The organism is Mesorhizobium sp. IMUNJ 23232 (assembly GCF_044326205.1).
GTDB lineage: Bacteria > Pseudomonadota > Alphaproteobacteria > Rhizobiales > Rhizobiaceae > Kumtagia.
On the sequence record NZ_JBIRCY010000025.1, the window covers coordinates 75,234 to 89,336 of the forward strand.

Annotated in this window: 11 protein-coding genes; 4 read left to right on the forward strand and 7 right to left on the reverse strand. The window is 62.8% G+C overall.

Features of this window, described 5'->3' with window-relative positions; all coding sequences use genetic code 11:
* Positions 1-40: 40 nt before the first annotated feature.
* The 5 genes from ACH196_RS18810 to ACH196_RS18830 all read right to left on the reverse strand — a co-directional run bounded on the left by ACH196_RS18810 (position 41) and on the right by ACH196_RS18830 (position 5,741).
* Positions 41-469, reverse strand: a complete 429-nt coding sequence (locus ACH196_RS18810) for a DUF2721 domain-containing protein (protein ID WP_396648453.1) — start codon at positions 467-469, stop codon at positions 41-43.
* An 82-nt stretch (positions 470-551) separates the two neighbouring features.
* Positions 552-1,211, reverse strand: a complete 660-nt coding sequence (locus ACH196_RS18815; protein ID WP_396648454.1) for a hypothetical protein — start codon at positions 1,209-1,211, stop codon at positions 552-554.
* 89 nt (positions 1,212-1,300) lie between these two features.
* Positions 1,301-2,308, reverse strand: a complete 1,008-nt coding sequence (locus tag ACH196_RS18820) for an HAD family hydrolase (protein WP_396648455.1) — start codon at positions 2,306-2,308, stop codon at positions 1,301-1,303.
* A gap of 129 nt (positions 2,309-2,437) precedes the next feature.
* Positions 2,438-3,928: a sulfatase-like hydrolase/transferase gene (locus ACH196_RS18825; protein ID WP_396648456.1), complete on the reverse strand. Its 1,491-nt coding sequence runs from the start codon at positions 3,926-3,928 to the stop codon at positions 2,438-2,440.
* Positions 3,929-4,031: 103 nt separating this feature from the next.
* Positions 4,032-5,741 carry an arylsulfatase gene (locus ACH196_RS18830; RefSeq protein WP_396648457.1) on the reverse strand — a complete coding sequence of 570 codons (1,710 nt, stop codon included), beginning with the start codon at positions 5,739-5,741 and terminating at the stop codon, positions 4,032-4,034.
* A 228-nt stretch (positions 5,742-5,969) separates the two neighbouring features.
* Here ACH196_RS18830 and ACH196_RS18835 point away from each other — a divergent pair, with 228 nt between their 5' ends.
* From ACH196_RS18835 to ACH196_RS18845, 3 genes are all read left to right on the forward strand, one after another.
* Positions 5,970-7,853: an ATP-binding protein gene (locus ACH196_RS18835; RefSeq protein ID WP_396648458.1), complete on the forward strand. Its 1,884-nt coding sequence runs from the start codon at positions 5,970-5,972 to the stop codon at positions 7,851-7,853.
* Between the two features lie 5 nt (positions 7,854-7,858).
* Entirely contained in the window at positions 7,859-8,530 is a 672-nt protein-coding gene (locus ACH196_RS18840; protein ID WP_396648459.1) for a response regulator transcription factor, read from the forward strand.
* Positions 8,531-8,591: 61 nt separating this feature from the next.
* On the forward strand, positions 8,592-8,966 hold the full coding sequence (locus ACH196_RS18845; protein ID WP_396648460.1) for a response regulator transcription factor: 375 nt from the start codon (positions 8,592-8,594) through the stop codon (positions 8,964-8,966).
* A gap of 51 nt (positions 8,967-9,017) precedes the next feature.
* On the opposite strand, the gene ACH196_RS18850 is transcribed toward ACH196_RS18845, so the two are convergent.
* Entirely contained in the window at positions 9,018-11,651 is a 2,634-nt protein-coding gene (locus ACH196_RS18850) for a DNA-binding protein (protein ID WP_396648461.1), read from the reverse strand.
* Positions 11,648-12,772: an exonuclease SbcCD subunit D gene (locus ACH196_RS18855; protein WP_396648462.1), complete on the reverse strand. Its 1,125-nt coding sequence runs from the start codon at positions 12,770-12,772 to the stop codon at positions 11,648-11,650. The genes ACH196_RS18850 and ACH196_RS18855 overlap by 4 nt, the downstream gene beginning before the upstream one ends.
* Positions 12,773-12,984: 212 nt before the next feature.
* On the opposite strand from ACH196_RS18855, the gene ACH196_RS18860 reads away from it, so the two are divergent.
* On the forward strand, positions 12,985-14,025 hold the full coding sequence (locus ACH196_RS18860) for a PotD/PotF family extracellular solute-binding protein (protein WP_396648463.1): 1,041 nt from the start codon (positions 12,985-12,987) through the stop codon (positions 14,023-14,025).
* The last annotated feature ends 78 nt before the right edge of the window (positions 14,026-14,103 follow it).

A 14,103-nucleotide genomic window follows, 5' to 3' on the forward strand; every position in this document is an offset into this window, starting at 1 on the left:
GAAAGGCGCCTGCGTCAGTTGCAACTGCGCTTGGCGAGGCTCAGCCATGATGATCGTGTTCGCTCAGTGCGATCCTTATGTCCTGGAGGAAGCGCAGCAGGGAGCCCACGAGCAGAGCCAGGGCCACGACAAACAGGACACCCGCGCCGGGTTCGTGACGATAGCCCAAAAGGCTCACCACGAACCCGAACAGCAGAAGCACGGTGATGACGATGCCGCTGGTGACGACGAGATGCAGCGACTGGTTGAGGAGGAACTCCCGGCGCTTCAGCCTGGCGATGTCCGCTTTCAGCCAGGCGCGCGCCGCGTCATCGTCGGCGATCTGGTTCAGGTTGCGCAACCGGTCGGTAATGCGCGTCATCCGGGCAATCAGGATGGACACCAACGCGGCGACTGCCGTGAGCAGGAATGACGGCGCCAAGGCGTGCGAGATGACGGTCGAAAGCTGGTCCGCATTGATCTGAGGCATCTGCCACTACTCTTCCTGATGCGAGGCCCTGCCGTCGTACCATCCGCTCGGAGCGCGGTCCGCAAGCCGCCAGTTCCTGCTGCTAGGGAACGGCATTCACGGCCCGCGCGGCGACGATGACCAGGGTCAGCAACGAGATGGCGCTTTCGAGCATTGTCAGCATTTTGGCCCGCTGGCTTAGCGGCAGGACATCTGTTGGGCTGAAGGCGGTCGCCGTATTGTATGCCAGCGAGAGGTAGTCGAGGAAGAATGGCCGCCAGCCCGGCGAAGCGATATCCGGCGTCGCCGCCTGCGGAAAAAGCCAGTCCGGTGGGTTCTCTCCATTCTTGCGGGCAGCGGGACCCCCGCGATCGATCTGCCAGTAGAGCATCGCGAAGGCCAGGACATTGGTGACCCAGATGGCGAGCGAGGACGACAGCAGGGTGGCCGCGCGCGTTTCCGGGGGGCCGAGGCTCAGGATTCCGATCATGTCCGCAAGCTCGAGCGCGGTGTTGACGACATAGGCGCCGGCAAACAGGACGATCACCGTTCTCTCGGCGCGCAACCAAAAAAGGGTGTTGCCGGCAGAAAGGGTGATGGCCGCCATCGGCACCAGGATCGCCAAGACAACCACATACGAAACCCAGGCCGGCATGATCTGGATATGACGAGGCAAAACCGCCAGCAGCACCAGCACCGCGACTATCGCAAGCGCTGGGCCCCAGCGGGATTCGCCTTGAGGCAAGGGTATTGCATTCGCCATGGTCGTCTTCCCAGGGACGGCGGAATGGGCCACGAGTTGACCGACAGAATATTCCGTCTGCGGTGTCCGCTCGCGGCCAGACAATGGTCCTATTTCTCGGGAAAGATCTGCTTCCAGTCGTTCTTCATGTCCACCACGGTCCAGTTGTTCACGGCGGCGGCGTCGACTGCCTTGTCGAGACGTCCGAACTCGGTGTTCCGGTCGTAGGCGTATTCGCGTTCCGCATCGGTATGATGGACGATCAGCCCAAAGCGCGCGCCGGGAGCCATCGTCGTCCATTGCAGCATCTCGAGGTCGCCATCTGAATTTCCGAACGCGGCGATCGGCCTGCGGCCGATATGCTCATTGATGCCGACCGGCTTGCCGGCCTTGTCGTCGATGAAGTTGACCTGCGGCAGGCGAAAAAGCGTCGGCACCCCGTCTTTCATCTGGAATTCCGTCTTGATCGACGATCCCACGACCTGCTCGGGGGGCACTCCATAGACACGATCGGTCCACGGTCGCATCATCTCGATTCCGCCGCCCGAAACGATGAACGTCTTGAAGCCGTTGGCGCGCAGATAGGAGAGCAGTTCGAGCATCGGCTGATAGACGAGTTCGGTGTACGGCTTTTTGAAACGAGGGTCGCGTGCCGTTGCGATCCAATCCGTGACGGTCTTGTGGAACTCATCCACGGTCATCCCGGCATGGGTTGCCATGATCAACTCCACCAGGCCTTTTTCGCCGGCTGCGGCAAGAGCCTTCATGTCGCCTTCCAGCACCGCCTGGAACGGCTGTGTGGTCTTCCATTCCGGATGGTTCTGCGCCTCGGCCTTGACCCGGTCGAGCGCGAAGGCAAGCTGGACATACATCGGATGCTCGATCCACAGCGTGCCGTCATTGTCGAACACCGCGATGCGTTCGGCTTCCGGCACGAAGTCGGGCGTGCCGTCCTTGGTTACCTTCCCGACGAACTCGACGATCGCTGCCTTTGGCGCGGTGTCGTTCCAGGAAGGCAAGGGATCGGATTGGGCTAAGGCGACGGTTGTAGTGAGGGCAACCGTTACGAAAACAGCGACGGCACGCGCAGCCGTCTGGAGATCACGTGGCACGAACATTGTTTTCTCCTCAGTTTCGATGTGCGATGAGACGAGTCGGGCGCCCGGATAGCTTAGCCTCCTCCAGCAGAGATCGATCAATTCCGGTCTAAATGGATGAAATACAATCAACTACCCTCCATACGCGGCTCAAAACCTTGTCATGTTCGCGGCCGGCGGATTGGGCGATTGTTCAACGCTCGCCTTGTATTCCTCCACCACCTTCAACAGCGGCCCGAGTACCCAATTATACATCTCGCCGATGTTGTGCTCCTCCTGCGGGTCCGCCTCGATGTTGAACACCTTCGGATAGCCGTTCATCGGCGCAGCGCTGGTTCCAATCCCGCCCATCAACGTTGCGCCGCCAAAGCCACTTCGGCCGGGAGCTACATCCACGAAATAGGCCCGGAATTGTTTCCACCGCACCGCGACAAGTTCGAAACCCACGAAGGTCAGCAAACTCTCACGGTTTCCGCCATCATCGTCGCCAAGCAGAAGATCGCCTTGGTCGATACCGTCGAAGGGTCGGTCGTCTGGCACCTTGCCGCCCGCTAGCTGCGCGAAGGTCGGGAAGAAATCCATGATCGAGAACATGGCATAGGACGATCTTGGCTTTATCCGTTCCGGCCAGCGGACGATCGCGACGGTGCGGATAGCACCTTCGCTGATGTCGCCCAACGCTCCGCGATAGGGTCCGGTCGTGCCTACGTCTGGCATGTCGCCGCCGAAGGTGCGCGCGCCTGGACCGTCGGGACCGTTGTCTGAGGCGAAGACGACGATTGTGTCGCGCGCGAGATCGAGATCGTTAAGCGCATCGAGCAAGGTGCCGACGATGGCGTCACCCTCCATCAGAGAGTCGCCGAATTGTCCGATGCGGGATGCTCCCTCGAAGCGCTTGGAGGGCAGATTCGGAAAGTGCGTCCGGGAAATCGGCAGATAGAGGAAGAACGGCTTGCCCGCTGTCTTTTGCCGGGTCATGAAATCGACGCCGCGATCTACGAGTTCCCAATCGATTTCCCGTCGAACTTCCTCGGTATAGGGCTTTACAACCGCCAGCGTTTCTCCGCGCTTGGCCTCAACGATTTGCGGTCCCTTGTCGAGCGGCACATCTACGGTCTTAGTCTGGTGACCCTGCCGGATCATGCCGAATGCATCCCAAGTATCACCCGGAGGAATGCCATAGAACTCATCGAACCCTTGGTACTGCGGCTGGCTGTAGGTTTGCGACCCAAGATGCCATTTGCCGAAAATTGCAGTGGCGTACCCTGCAGCGTGAAGCATCTCGGCCATGGTTATCTCTTTGTCTGGCAGAGAGAAGGTTGAGCCAGCAACCGCGACCAGCGAAAGTCCTGAGCGAATGGAATAACGTCCTGTCATGAGTGCAGCGCGCGATGGTGTGCAGGAGGGCTCCACAAGGTACTGGGTTAGTCGCAGACTCTCGCGGGCGAGTTGGTCAATGCGAGGCGTTGGCGATCCGCGCAGTTCTCCACCGCCATAAACCCCGACGTCGCCGTAGCCGATGTTGTCTGCGAGTATGAAGAGAATGTTTGGCTTCGATTGCTGCGCTGATGCGGTGGCAACAAGCATTGATCCGATGGCCATCGCGCCGGATATCTGCAACAAACCCTTGAACCACTCCATGCTGTGCACCTTTGTTCAGGGTGATAAACCTCTCAGGACGGCATGATTACGAGCCACAAGGGCCGGACGCCCCTGTACGGGGCGTCCGGCATTGGCGTGTGCGTCAGTCGCTACCGGTCTTCATCGCCTTCACCTGCTCCATCACCTGCTCCAGATTGTAGCTCGCAGGGTCCTGAAGCGGCGGGAAGTCGATGTAGGTCTCGAGATGCTTCAGCCACAACTGCTGACCGATGGGCAGGATGTTCCAGTCATAGACGTAGGCGGTGGACGGTGACGCGATGGCGCCAGCCATACCGAAGAGTGTCTTGATCTGCTGTCCGACCGAGGTCTCGAACGGATCGCGCTTGATGTTGACGACCTGCGTCCACGAATACGGCATCACACCCGCAATGAAGCCCGCCGGATCGTCGGACACCATGGCGAAATACATCTTCCAGTTCTTGTAGCGGACTGCCGACGGCTCCTTGCCGGAATAGTACAAGAAGGAGTTGCGCGCGGATGGCGCCTTGCCTTCCAGAAAGTCACGCTGGTCGATCCCGTCGAGCGTGGTCTTCACGATCCCGGGATATTGGCCCGCTTCGATCTTTTTCTTCAGTTCGTCGCCCTTCGGGCCGCCGGCGATGTTCACGAATGTCGGCAGCCAGTCGAGCGAGGCGAACATGTCGTTCTTGACCGTGCCGGGCTCGATGTGTCCTGGCCAGCGAACCACAAGCGGCGCACGCATGCCGCCTTCCCAGGTGCTCAGCTTTCCGCCCTTGAACGGGGTTGTGCCGCCATCCGGGAAGGTGATCGTCTCGGCGCCGTTGTCGGTGGTGAAGACGACGATGGTGTTGTCGAGTTCGCCCATCTCCTCGAGCTTCTTCAAGACGTAGCCGATGTTGTCATCCATCTGCTTCATGCCGGCTTCGTTGACGCCCCAGTCCTTGCCGCCAGGCTCGCCAACCATGTTCAGATATTTGTCGGGCAACACCGTCGTGATGTGCATGCGCGCCGGATTGTACCAGACGAAGAACGGCTTCTTGGTCTTTTCCGGATCGTTCCTGTCGAGGAAGTCGATGACTTTGGCTGAAATCTCCTCGTCGATCGTCTTGGAGCGCTCCAGTGTCAGCGGACCCTCGTCCTTGCAGGATTGACTTGCCGGCGACCCGTCGGAGGACGTGCAGGCGAGCATCGGGCGCGGCGGCGTCAGGCAGGTTGTGGTCTTCGGGTCCACGGCCGCCGGGTCTTCCGTCAAGCCGGGGATCGGCGTGTTTCTGCAAGGCGGCGCGATCCCCTGCTCGGTCGGGGTCTTGTTGATGTCGGGGAAACTCACCCCTTGCATGGCGTCGAGGTGATAGAGGTAGCCCCAGAATTCCTGGAACCCGTGCGCCGTCGGCAGGGATTCGGTGGTATCGCCGAGGTGGTTCTTGCCGAACTCGCCTGTCGAGTAGCCGAGATCATTCAGGAACCTGGCGAGGTGGGGGGTGCCGGCCCGTAGATAGGATGGGCTTCCGGGAATTTCCGGCAGGACCATGCCGACACGCACCGGCTGCATGCCGGTGATGAAGGCGGTGCGACCAGCCGTGCAACTCTGCTCGGCATAGTAGGTCATGAATTTCGCACCCTCTTTGCCGATGCGATCGATGTTGGGCGTTTCGCCGACCATCAGGCCTCCGTGGTAGATGCTGGGCTGCATCCAGCCGATGTCATCACCCATGATGAACAGGATGTTGGGTCGTTGCGCTTCCTGGGCCCGTGACGGCGCATGCGCGCCGCAAAGGACCGTCGCAGCGGTCAAGACCCCAATGCTGCAATTAAGGATTCTACGACTCATTTTCCTCTCCTCTGGTTGCTGACGGATAGAAGCCCGGCTGCCGCCCACGGCACGATTTCGAGCTTGCGCGCGCCGCCCTTAACCAGTCGGCACGCTCAAGCTGACGCAACGGTAGTTCCGGAGAAGCCTTGGTGATATTGTCCTTTGGGGAAGTTGTTCGGCCGGATATCGTGAAGCTGTTCGATCTACTTTCCCGACTAAAGGCCTGGCTTGCGAGGGACATTGACCATGCAGCGCGATCCGCCTGTCCGGTCGCGCCGACACGTGCAGAACGCTGTCGGGTTTATTGTCGCTATTCTTGTCGCGATCCTTCTGGATTGTGGTTTTGCGGCGGCCGAAATCGCCGGCCGATCTCCCCGGGTGCTCATCCTGTACCCTTATGACGAGCGGCTGCCCGCGACGTCCATCGCCGGCGAAAGCGCCAGGCATCGGCTACAGGAGGAAACGGCAGGGAAGATCGACCTCTTCTCGGAGTTTCTGGACCTTTCCAGGTTTCCCGAGGATGTCCACATCGACCGTATGGCCCGGTATATGGCCGAGAAATACTCCGACCACCGCCCGGACGTAGTGATCGCGCTCGGCGAACCGTCGACCCGCTTCATCATCGATCATCGCGACGCAATCGCGCCCGATGCGAAGATCGTGTTCGGTGGTTTTGGGCGCGACACCGCTTCCAAACTCAACCTGCCGGCCGATGTCGTAGGGGCTTTCAGCGAGTTCGACATAGCTAGGACGCTTGAGCTTGCGCGCGCCCTCCAGCCTGACGCCAAACATCTTTTCGTCATCGGCGGCTCGGCGGCTTTCGATCGCTCTTGGCTGGCCAGCGCAAGAACCTCCCTGGCCGATGCCGCAAAAGACTACCAGACCACCTACCTGGAAAACCTGCCGATCGATGAGTTCGTGGAGCGCGCCGCCCGTTTCCCGGAGGACAGCATCGTCCTCTTCCTCACCATTTTGGCGGACAGCACCGGCCGCAACTTCTTGCCCAGGGATGCGGTGGGACTGGTCGCGGCCAAGGCCAGCGCGCCGGTCTACGGGCCATATGATACCTATATCGACCAAGGCATTGTCGGCGGGAATGCGGCCACCTTCGAGTCGATGGGGACCGCGGTTGCAGGCCTGGCCTTGGATGCGCTCGCGGGAAAGTCGATCGTCGATGTCGAGGTGCCTCACACTTTTTTCGCAGATGCGAGGCAGTTGAAGCGCTGGGGCCTTTCGGAAAGCGCACTTCCCCCGGGAACCGCTCTGAGCTTCAGGCAGCCGAACATCTGGGAAGAATACTGGCCGCTGATAGTCGGCGTTTTGGCGCTTGTCGCGCTTCAGGCCATGATCATCACAGGGCTGCTCGTCGAGCGCCGCCGGCGTCTTGCCGCCGAAAGCGAATCCCGGTTACGCCTGCTTGAACTGGTGCATCTCAACCAGTCCGCGACAGCCGGCGCGCTTTCGGCATCCATCGCTCATGAACTCAACCAGCCGCTGGGCGCCATCCTCAGCAACGCCGAGGCGGCGGAAGCCATCCTTCAAGGAACGGCACCCGACTTGAATCTCATTCAGCAGATTCTGGCCGACATCAGGGACGACGACCAGCGAGCGGGAGACATCATCCGCCGCCTTCGTGGGCTGCTCAAGAAAAGGAATGCCATCGATTGGCAGGAGTTCGACCTCAACGAGGTCGTCGACAGCGCCATCACGATCCTGCATGCCGAGGCTGCCAAGAAAAGCGTGGCGGTCAGCGCCGAGCAATCAAAGCGCAGGCTGCCGGTCCGAGCCGACATGGTTCATCTCCAGCAAGTCATCCTGAACCTCGCAACGAACGCGATGGACGCAATGGTCGACGCCGCGACGGGTGACCGGAAGCTGATCCTGCAAACCGCTTTGCACGACAATACGAAGGTCGAGATGTCGATTTCGGATACGGGCCGGGGCATTCCGAAAGAGCGCCTCGATAATATCTTCGACGCGTTCTATACGACCAAGCCGAACGGCACCGGGCTCGGACTTTCCATCGCCCGCGCGATCGTGGAAACCTATGGCGGGAAGATCTGGGCGGATAATCGTGCCGGTGGCGGCGCGGTGTTTCGTATTGTCCTGCCGCTCGTTCAGCCAATTTGAGCGCCATGGAACCGTGCGTCCACATCATCGATGACGACAAATCGTTTCGAACGGCGCTCGGCCGTGTTGTCGAAGCCTCCGGCTACCGCGCGAACTGCTACGAATCGGGTGAGGAATTTCTCGCGCGCCTGCCCGAATCCGAGGCCGGCTGCATCCTGCTCGACCTGCGGATGCCCGGACTGAGCGGGGCGGAGCTTCAGGCTAGGCTTGCGCAGGCGGTCCCGCTGCTGCCCATCGTCTTTCTGACAGGCCAAGGCACCATCGCGGCCGGCGTCCAGGCGATGAAGGCCGGCGCCGACGATTTTCTGGAGAAACCGATTTCCGCGAAAATCTTACGAGACGTGATCGATCACGCACTTGCCCGGAACGAAGAGCGGCGCGCCGGGCGGGATCAGATTCAAGCGCTCCGGGCCAGGGTATCGAGGCTGACGCCTCGCGAAATCGAGGTTTTCGATCTCGTCGTCCGCGGCAAGCGGAACAAGCAGGTTGCGTATGACCTGAACACCTCCGAACGAACGATCAAGGCGCACCGGCACAGCATCATGGAAAAATTGAACCTGACCTCGCTGGCGGAGATGGTGTCCATCGCCGAGAGGTTGGGACGCCTCGAACCAACCCACGCGGTTCTCGACCCTCGCCCGGCTTCTTCCCCAAAGGCCAATATCCGCTACCGTTAACGCGGCTCACAATCCCGAAGTCGTGAAACCGGACGGTCATCAGCTCTTCGAGGAGCGGAATTTGGAAAACCTGCCACGCACAGTGGCTGTCGTGGAAGACGATCCGAGCATGCGAAGGAGCATCGAGCGGCTGCTGAACGCGCACGGTTATCAGACCCAGGGATATGCGTCGGCAGAGACATTTCTGGAGGTGGATTTCACCGGCACAATCGGCTGTCTGGTGCTCGACATCCATCTGGGCGACATGTCTGGAATCCTGTTGCGGCGGCGGCTGTCGAGCATCGGTTCAGCCCTGCCGGTCATCTTCATCACCGCCGTCGACGACGAAGCTGTCGAAGCCGAAGCCCTTGAGGCCGGCTGTCTCGCATATTTGCGCAAGCCTTTCGCAGCCAAGCTTCTGCTATCCGCTGTCGGCCAGGCCATGTCAGGGCCATAGGGTTCGAAGAACGAGTATTTATCGCTGCATCACGCGATATTCTCGCAACGTTCAGGATCGGTCCGGCTGCCAGTCGGTCATCTGCAAAATGTTGCCGCCGAGTTTGGTGAAGGCGCGTTGGCGGCAGGAGAAGACGAGGATTTGCTGGTCGCGCGACTGGCGGTGCAGGGCGTCGAACATGCGCTCGATGCGGTCGTCGTCGGAATAGACCAGCGCGTCGTCGAGGATGACCGGCGCGGGCCGGCCGTCGCGGGCGAGCAGGCGAGCGAAGGCCAGCCGGGTCAGCACTGAAAGCTGCTCCCGCATGCCGCCGCTCAAGCGCTCGACATCCTCGTCCTGGCCGTTGCGGCGAACGGTCTGCGGCAGCAATGTATGCTCGTCGAATTCGATCGCAATGTCGTCAAACAGCAGTCCGAGCAGCGGGCGCAATTCGGACATGACCGGCTTCAGATAAAGATCGCGGGCCGACGACCGCGCGGTGGTCAGCGCCGTGCGCAACCGGTCGAGGACGGCGATCTCGGTCTCGAAGCGCTTGACCCGTTCTCCCGCAGCCGCCAGTTTTTCCGCGGCCTCGCGCCAGGCTTCCTCTACCGCATCGTCCGACCGGGTGCGGATATGGCTGTTGAGATCGGCCAGTGTCTCGCGCAACTGGCTTTTTTCCTGCGTGACGCTGTCCTGCACCGAGCGGGTGCGGCGCAGGGCGGCTTCGGCGCCGGCGAGATCGTGGGCGGCGTTGTGCAGGGGAGCGGCATGGCTCTCGGCCGTATCGCGCAAAACCTGCCGCGCGGCGGCTTCCGCGGCCAGCATGTGCTGCTTCTCCTCGCGCGCCGCCTCGGGTCCCAACAGGATTTCGAGACCGGACAGTTCCGCCTCGATGGTGGCGCACGCCTTCTCCGCGGCCGTCACGGCGGCGTCGGCCTGGCTGCGCAGCGGCGATGCCTCGCGTGCGCTGTTGCGTGTCGTCGCCACGCGCTGCTCCGCCTCGGTAAGATGCTGCCGGACCTGTCCGGGATCGGCCTTGAGTTCGAGGTCGCCGGCTCCGAGCGCGGCCAACCGGGCAATCTCCCCGTGCAGATGCTGTATGCCCTTGGGGGCGAGATCGCCGAGCCGCTGACGCGCCAGATCCAGTTCAGCGGCCTTGTCGCGCGCTGCCGCTAGGCGCCGGCGCGCGGCGATCAGGCTGCCCACGCCGAGGGACGCAAGCAGGCCGCGGTGCTTTGCTTCGGCCTCGTCGAGGGCCCGGTCAGCCTGTGGCGGGCGATTCGAGCGAAGAGTCAACGCTCCGACGCCGGCAATATCCAGGCGCACGGCGCCGGCAAAGCTCTGGTCCTCGGCATGCGGAAGGGGCTTTGCATCGATGGTCACCAGATCGGACACGCCGTCCCGGTACTCCATGCGAAACGTCGGCAAGGTCGCCATCTGGGCCGCGCGAAGACCGGCGATCTCGATTTCGAGCGCTTGCAGCCGCTCCACGGCCTGTTCCGGCAACGCCAGCAGGGCCAACCCTGCCTCTCCGTCCTCGATCCGGGCTCTCGCGGCTTCGGCCTGTTCCAGCCGGTCGCGCAGGCCGGCAAGCTGTTCGCCGGCGTCTCGGGCCGTGAGAGCCGCATCCAGCCGCGCCAGCAATTCGCGTGTTTCGCGTTCTTCCTGCTCCGCGGCATGGACGTCGGCCAAGGCCTGATCGTTTTCGGCTATCGCCGAGGCGCGACGGTCGAGAGCCTCGGCGCGGCGACGCTGCGCCTCGGTCAATTGTGCGAGCAAATCCGCGGCGCGCCGGAGCGCCGCCCGAAAATCGTCGAGGGTCTTTTTTGCCGCGTCATGGTGGTTGGCGGCCAGCGCGGCTTGCGCCTCCGCGGCTTTCCAGACCTCGCCATGCGACTTGGCGGCCTCGACGGCAGCTTCGGCGGCGGCGATGGCGTTGCGCCGAGCGGCTTCTTCTTCCGGATTTTCAAGTTCCGAAAGACGCGCCAGCGCCAGGCGTCGCTTGTCGAGGGCGCCGCGCAGGCCGGTGACCTCGGCGTTCAGGCGCCGTTCTTCCGTTAGCAACTTCTCGTGCTCGTCAAGCGCCGCCGCATAAAGGCCGCCGCTCTTGGGACGCAGCATCGGAGTGACGAGGCGGTACAGTTCTTCCTCGCATCGGGCTGAAATCTCGGCCATGCGCCGTCCGCCGGTCAGGGCTTCGACCTCGCCCTGAACCGAGGACAGCAGGCTTTCGCGCACCCGCTTCTCGCCGTCCTCCTCGCTCCTGCTGCGCCGTTCGATGCCGGTGACGCCCTGGCGGACCCACAGCAGGCCCGCCGGGCCGGCCGTTCCGCCACGGATCAGATTGCCTATGAAGGCCTCGGCCTCGTCGGCCTGCGCCACCAGCCGCCCGCTGTCGGCATGCGTCACGCTGGCGCGCCGGCCGCCGTAAAACTGCTTGGCGAGCCGGTATCGGCCCTCGGCGGTGACGATGTCCGCCTCGATCAGCGGATTGCCGCCGCTGTAGGGCCTGAGCAGTCGCACCGCTTCCGGCGTCCCCGTATGGGGCTGGAAGAACAGCGCATGCAGCGCCTCGAAGAAGGTCGATTTGCCGAACTCGTTGACCGCGCACAGCACGTTGACGCCGTCGCCGATGTTTTCGATGGCGACGCCGCGCCCGGCGAAGCGTTTGACGTTGTGCAGCCGGAGGCCCGTGAGTTTCATGACCCCGTCGCCTCGCAATAGCTGAACAGCCGGACCAGCGCTTCCCGCGATATGGCGCGTTCGGCGGTCAAGCGCGTTTCGTCGCTGCTTTCATCCAGCAGCGCCTGCGCCGCCTCGCGCAAGGCGCCGGCGCGGTCGATCCGGTCGAGGTCGTCGCTTTCGCAGTCGGTCGCCAACGCGTCTTCCAGCAGTTCCAGATGCGCGAATTCGGGCGCCGCGGCGTCGGCGGCGGCTGCAAGCGCCGTTCGTCCGCCCAGCCGGACCCGGCCGGAAGCCGCGATGCGCAGCAAGGTTTTTCGCCTGACATGGCCGGGCGGGAGCAGGGTTTCCAACGCCGCCACACTATCGTCGCCGGCCAGCAGATGCAGCGGAACGGTGCACCACGCAAAGCTTCCCGTTTCGACGGCCGCGATCTCCGGCAGGGCGCCTGGCCCGGCGATGGAAACGACGAGGGCCTCGCCTGGCCTGTCGTGCTTGAAGCGGTCCGGTTCGGGCGTGCCGCTGTAGCGCGTGCGCTCGCTGACGGCGACGGGTCCATGCCAGTCGCCCAGCGCCAGGTAGTCGAGCCCGGCACGGGCCGCGCGATCCGGTGGAATCACGTCGGACGCGGCCGATTCCTCCGAAAAGTCCCGGATGGCGCCGTGGGCAAGACCGAGCCGGATGGCGCTTTCGGGCGTTGCGGCGCCGGTCATCCATTCGGTGAGGTCGCGGCCGGGGCGGCGCGACGTGCAGGGCGCTGGCAGCAGGGCCACGTCCTCGGCCAGCATCAGGATCTCGGGCTGGGTTGCAAGCACGACATTGTCCGGCGCCGCGCTGCGGGCTGCGTTCCACAATTGATCCGCGAGAAGGGAATCATGGTTGCCGGGCAGAAGTATCCAGCGCAAAGGCGCGCTCTGGCCCAACTCGGCCAGCGCCTGCCGCAGCATCGCCGGCGTCGGCGTCTCGGTATCGAAAGTGTCGCCGGCCAAAAATATCGTCGATGCCTGGTGGGTCCGCGCCAGTTCCGCCAGCCGCCCGATGGCGGCGTGGCGCGCCTCGCGCAGCCGGCCGCGCAAATCCTCCGGCATGTTGCCGAAGCGCTTGCCGATATGCAGGTCGGAGCTGTGGACGAAACGAAACATGGGGTCTCCGATCTCACTGCCGATCCCGGATATTGCCGGGCGCGGCCGATGGCTTGATTCGATCGAGAACGCGATACTGCCGCCGCTCTAGCAGGTGTGAAAGGTCTGGGGCAGGGTCAAACGCGGCTGCACAGGATTTGGGCTTGCCGCCAGGCCGCTCGAAAAATAAGCTTCGCCGCGAGTCACCATCAACCCCCCAAAACGAGGCGCATATGAAGCTCGGGTCGTTTCTTTCCATTCTGGGCACAGCCGGCATGGCCGCGCTGCTGTCGGCGGCGCCGGCGCGGGCCGAGGGCAAGACGCTGACGATTTCCTGGTGGGGGTTCAACGGCGAGAAGCTGACGCAATTCCAGGTCGATCCGTTCAAGAAGAAATGCGGCTGCGAGATCGTGTTCGAGACCGGCAACAATGCCGACCGACTGAACAAGGTGAAGATCCGCGACGGCGCGGGCGTGGACCTGATCTATCTGACCGACGCCTATTCGCAGCTCGGCATCGATGACGGGCTGTTCCAGAAATTCGACGCCTCGAAAGTGCCGAACCTCGCTGGCGCCTATGATCTCGGCAAAGATCCGCAGGGCGGCTACGGCCCGGCCTACACGATCGGCCGCGTCGGCATCATCTACGACCCTGCCAAGATCAAGACGCCGATCACCTCGTGGAACGATATCTGGCGCGACGATTTGAAGGGCCAGCTTTCGCTGCCGGGCATCACTACGACTGCCGGGCCGATGATGGTGCTGATCGCCGGGGCGCATGCCGGCGTTGACGCCTATGCCGACGAGGACGGGGCGTTCAAGGCGGTGGAGGAGTTGAAGCCGAGCGTGGTCAAGAGCTACAACAACGGCTCGGAACTGGTGAACCTGTTCTCCACCGGCGAGATTTCCGTCGCGGTGGCGCAGGATTTTACCCTCAAGCAGATCCAGGCGGCCGTGCCGACGGCGGTGTGGGCCGACATTTCCGACGGCGCCTATGCGACGCTGAACACCGTCAACATCCCGAAGGGCGCGGCCAATCCCGATCTCGCCTATGAGTGGATCAACTTTCTGCTGTCGCCCGAAATCCAGCAGATCAGCGCCGAGAACGGCATCGACGCGCCGATCGGCAAGGACGTCAAGCTGACGCCGGACCAGGCCAAGCAATGGACCTATGGCGCGGACATGATCGCCTCGCTGCGGCAGGTCGACTACACCAAGCTGAACGCCGCCAAGCAGGGCTGGATCGACCGCTGGAACGAAGTCTTCGGCCAGTGATTTTTAAGGAAACGGGCGCGCGGCCGGAGGCGATTTCGCACTTCCGGCTGAGGCGGGTTGGCCGCGCTTGTTGCATGG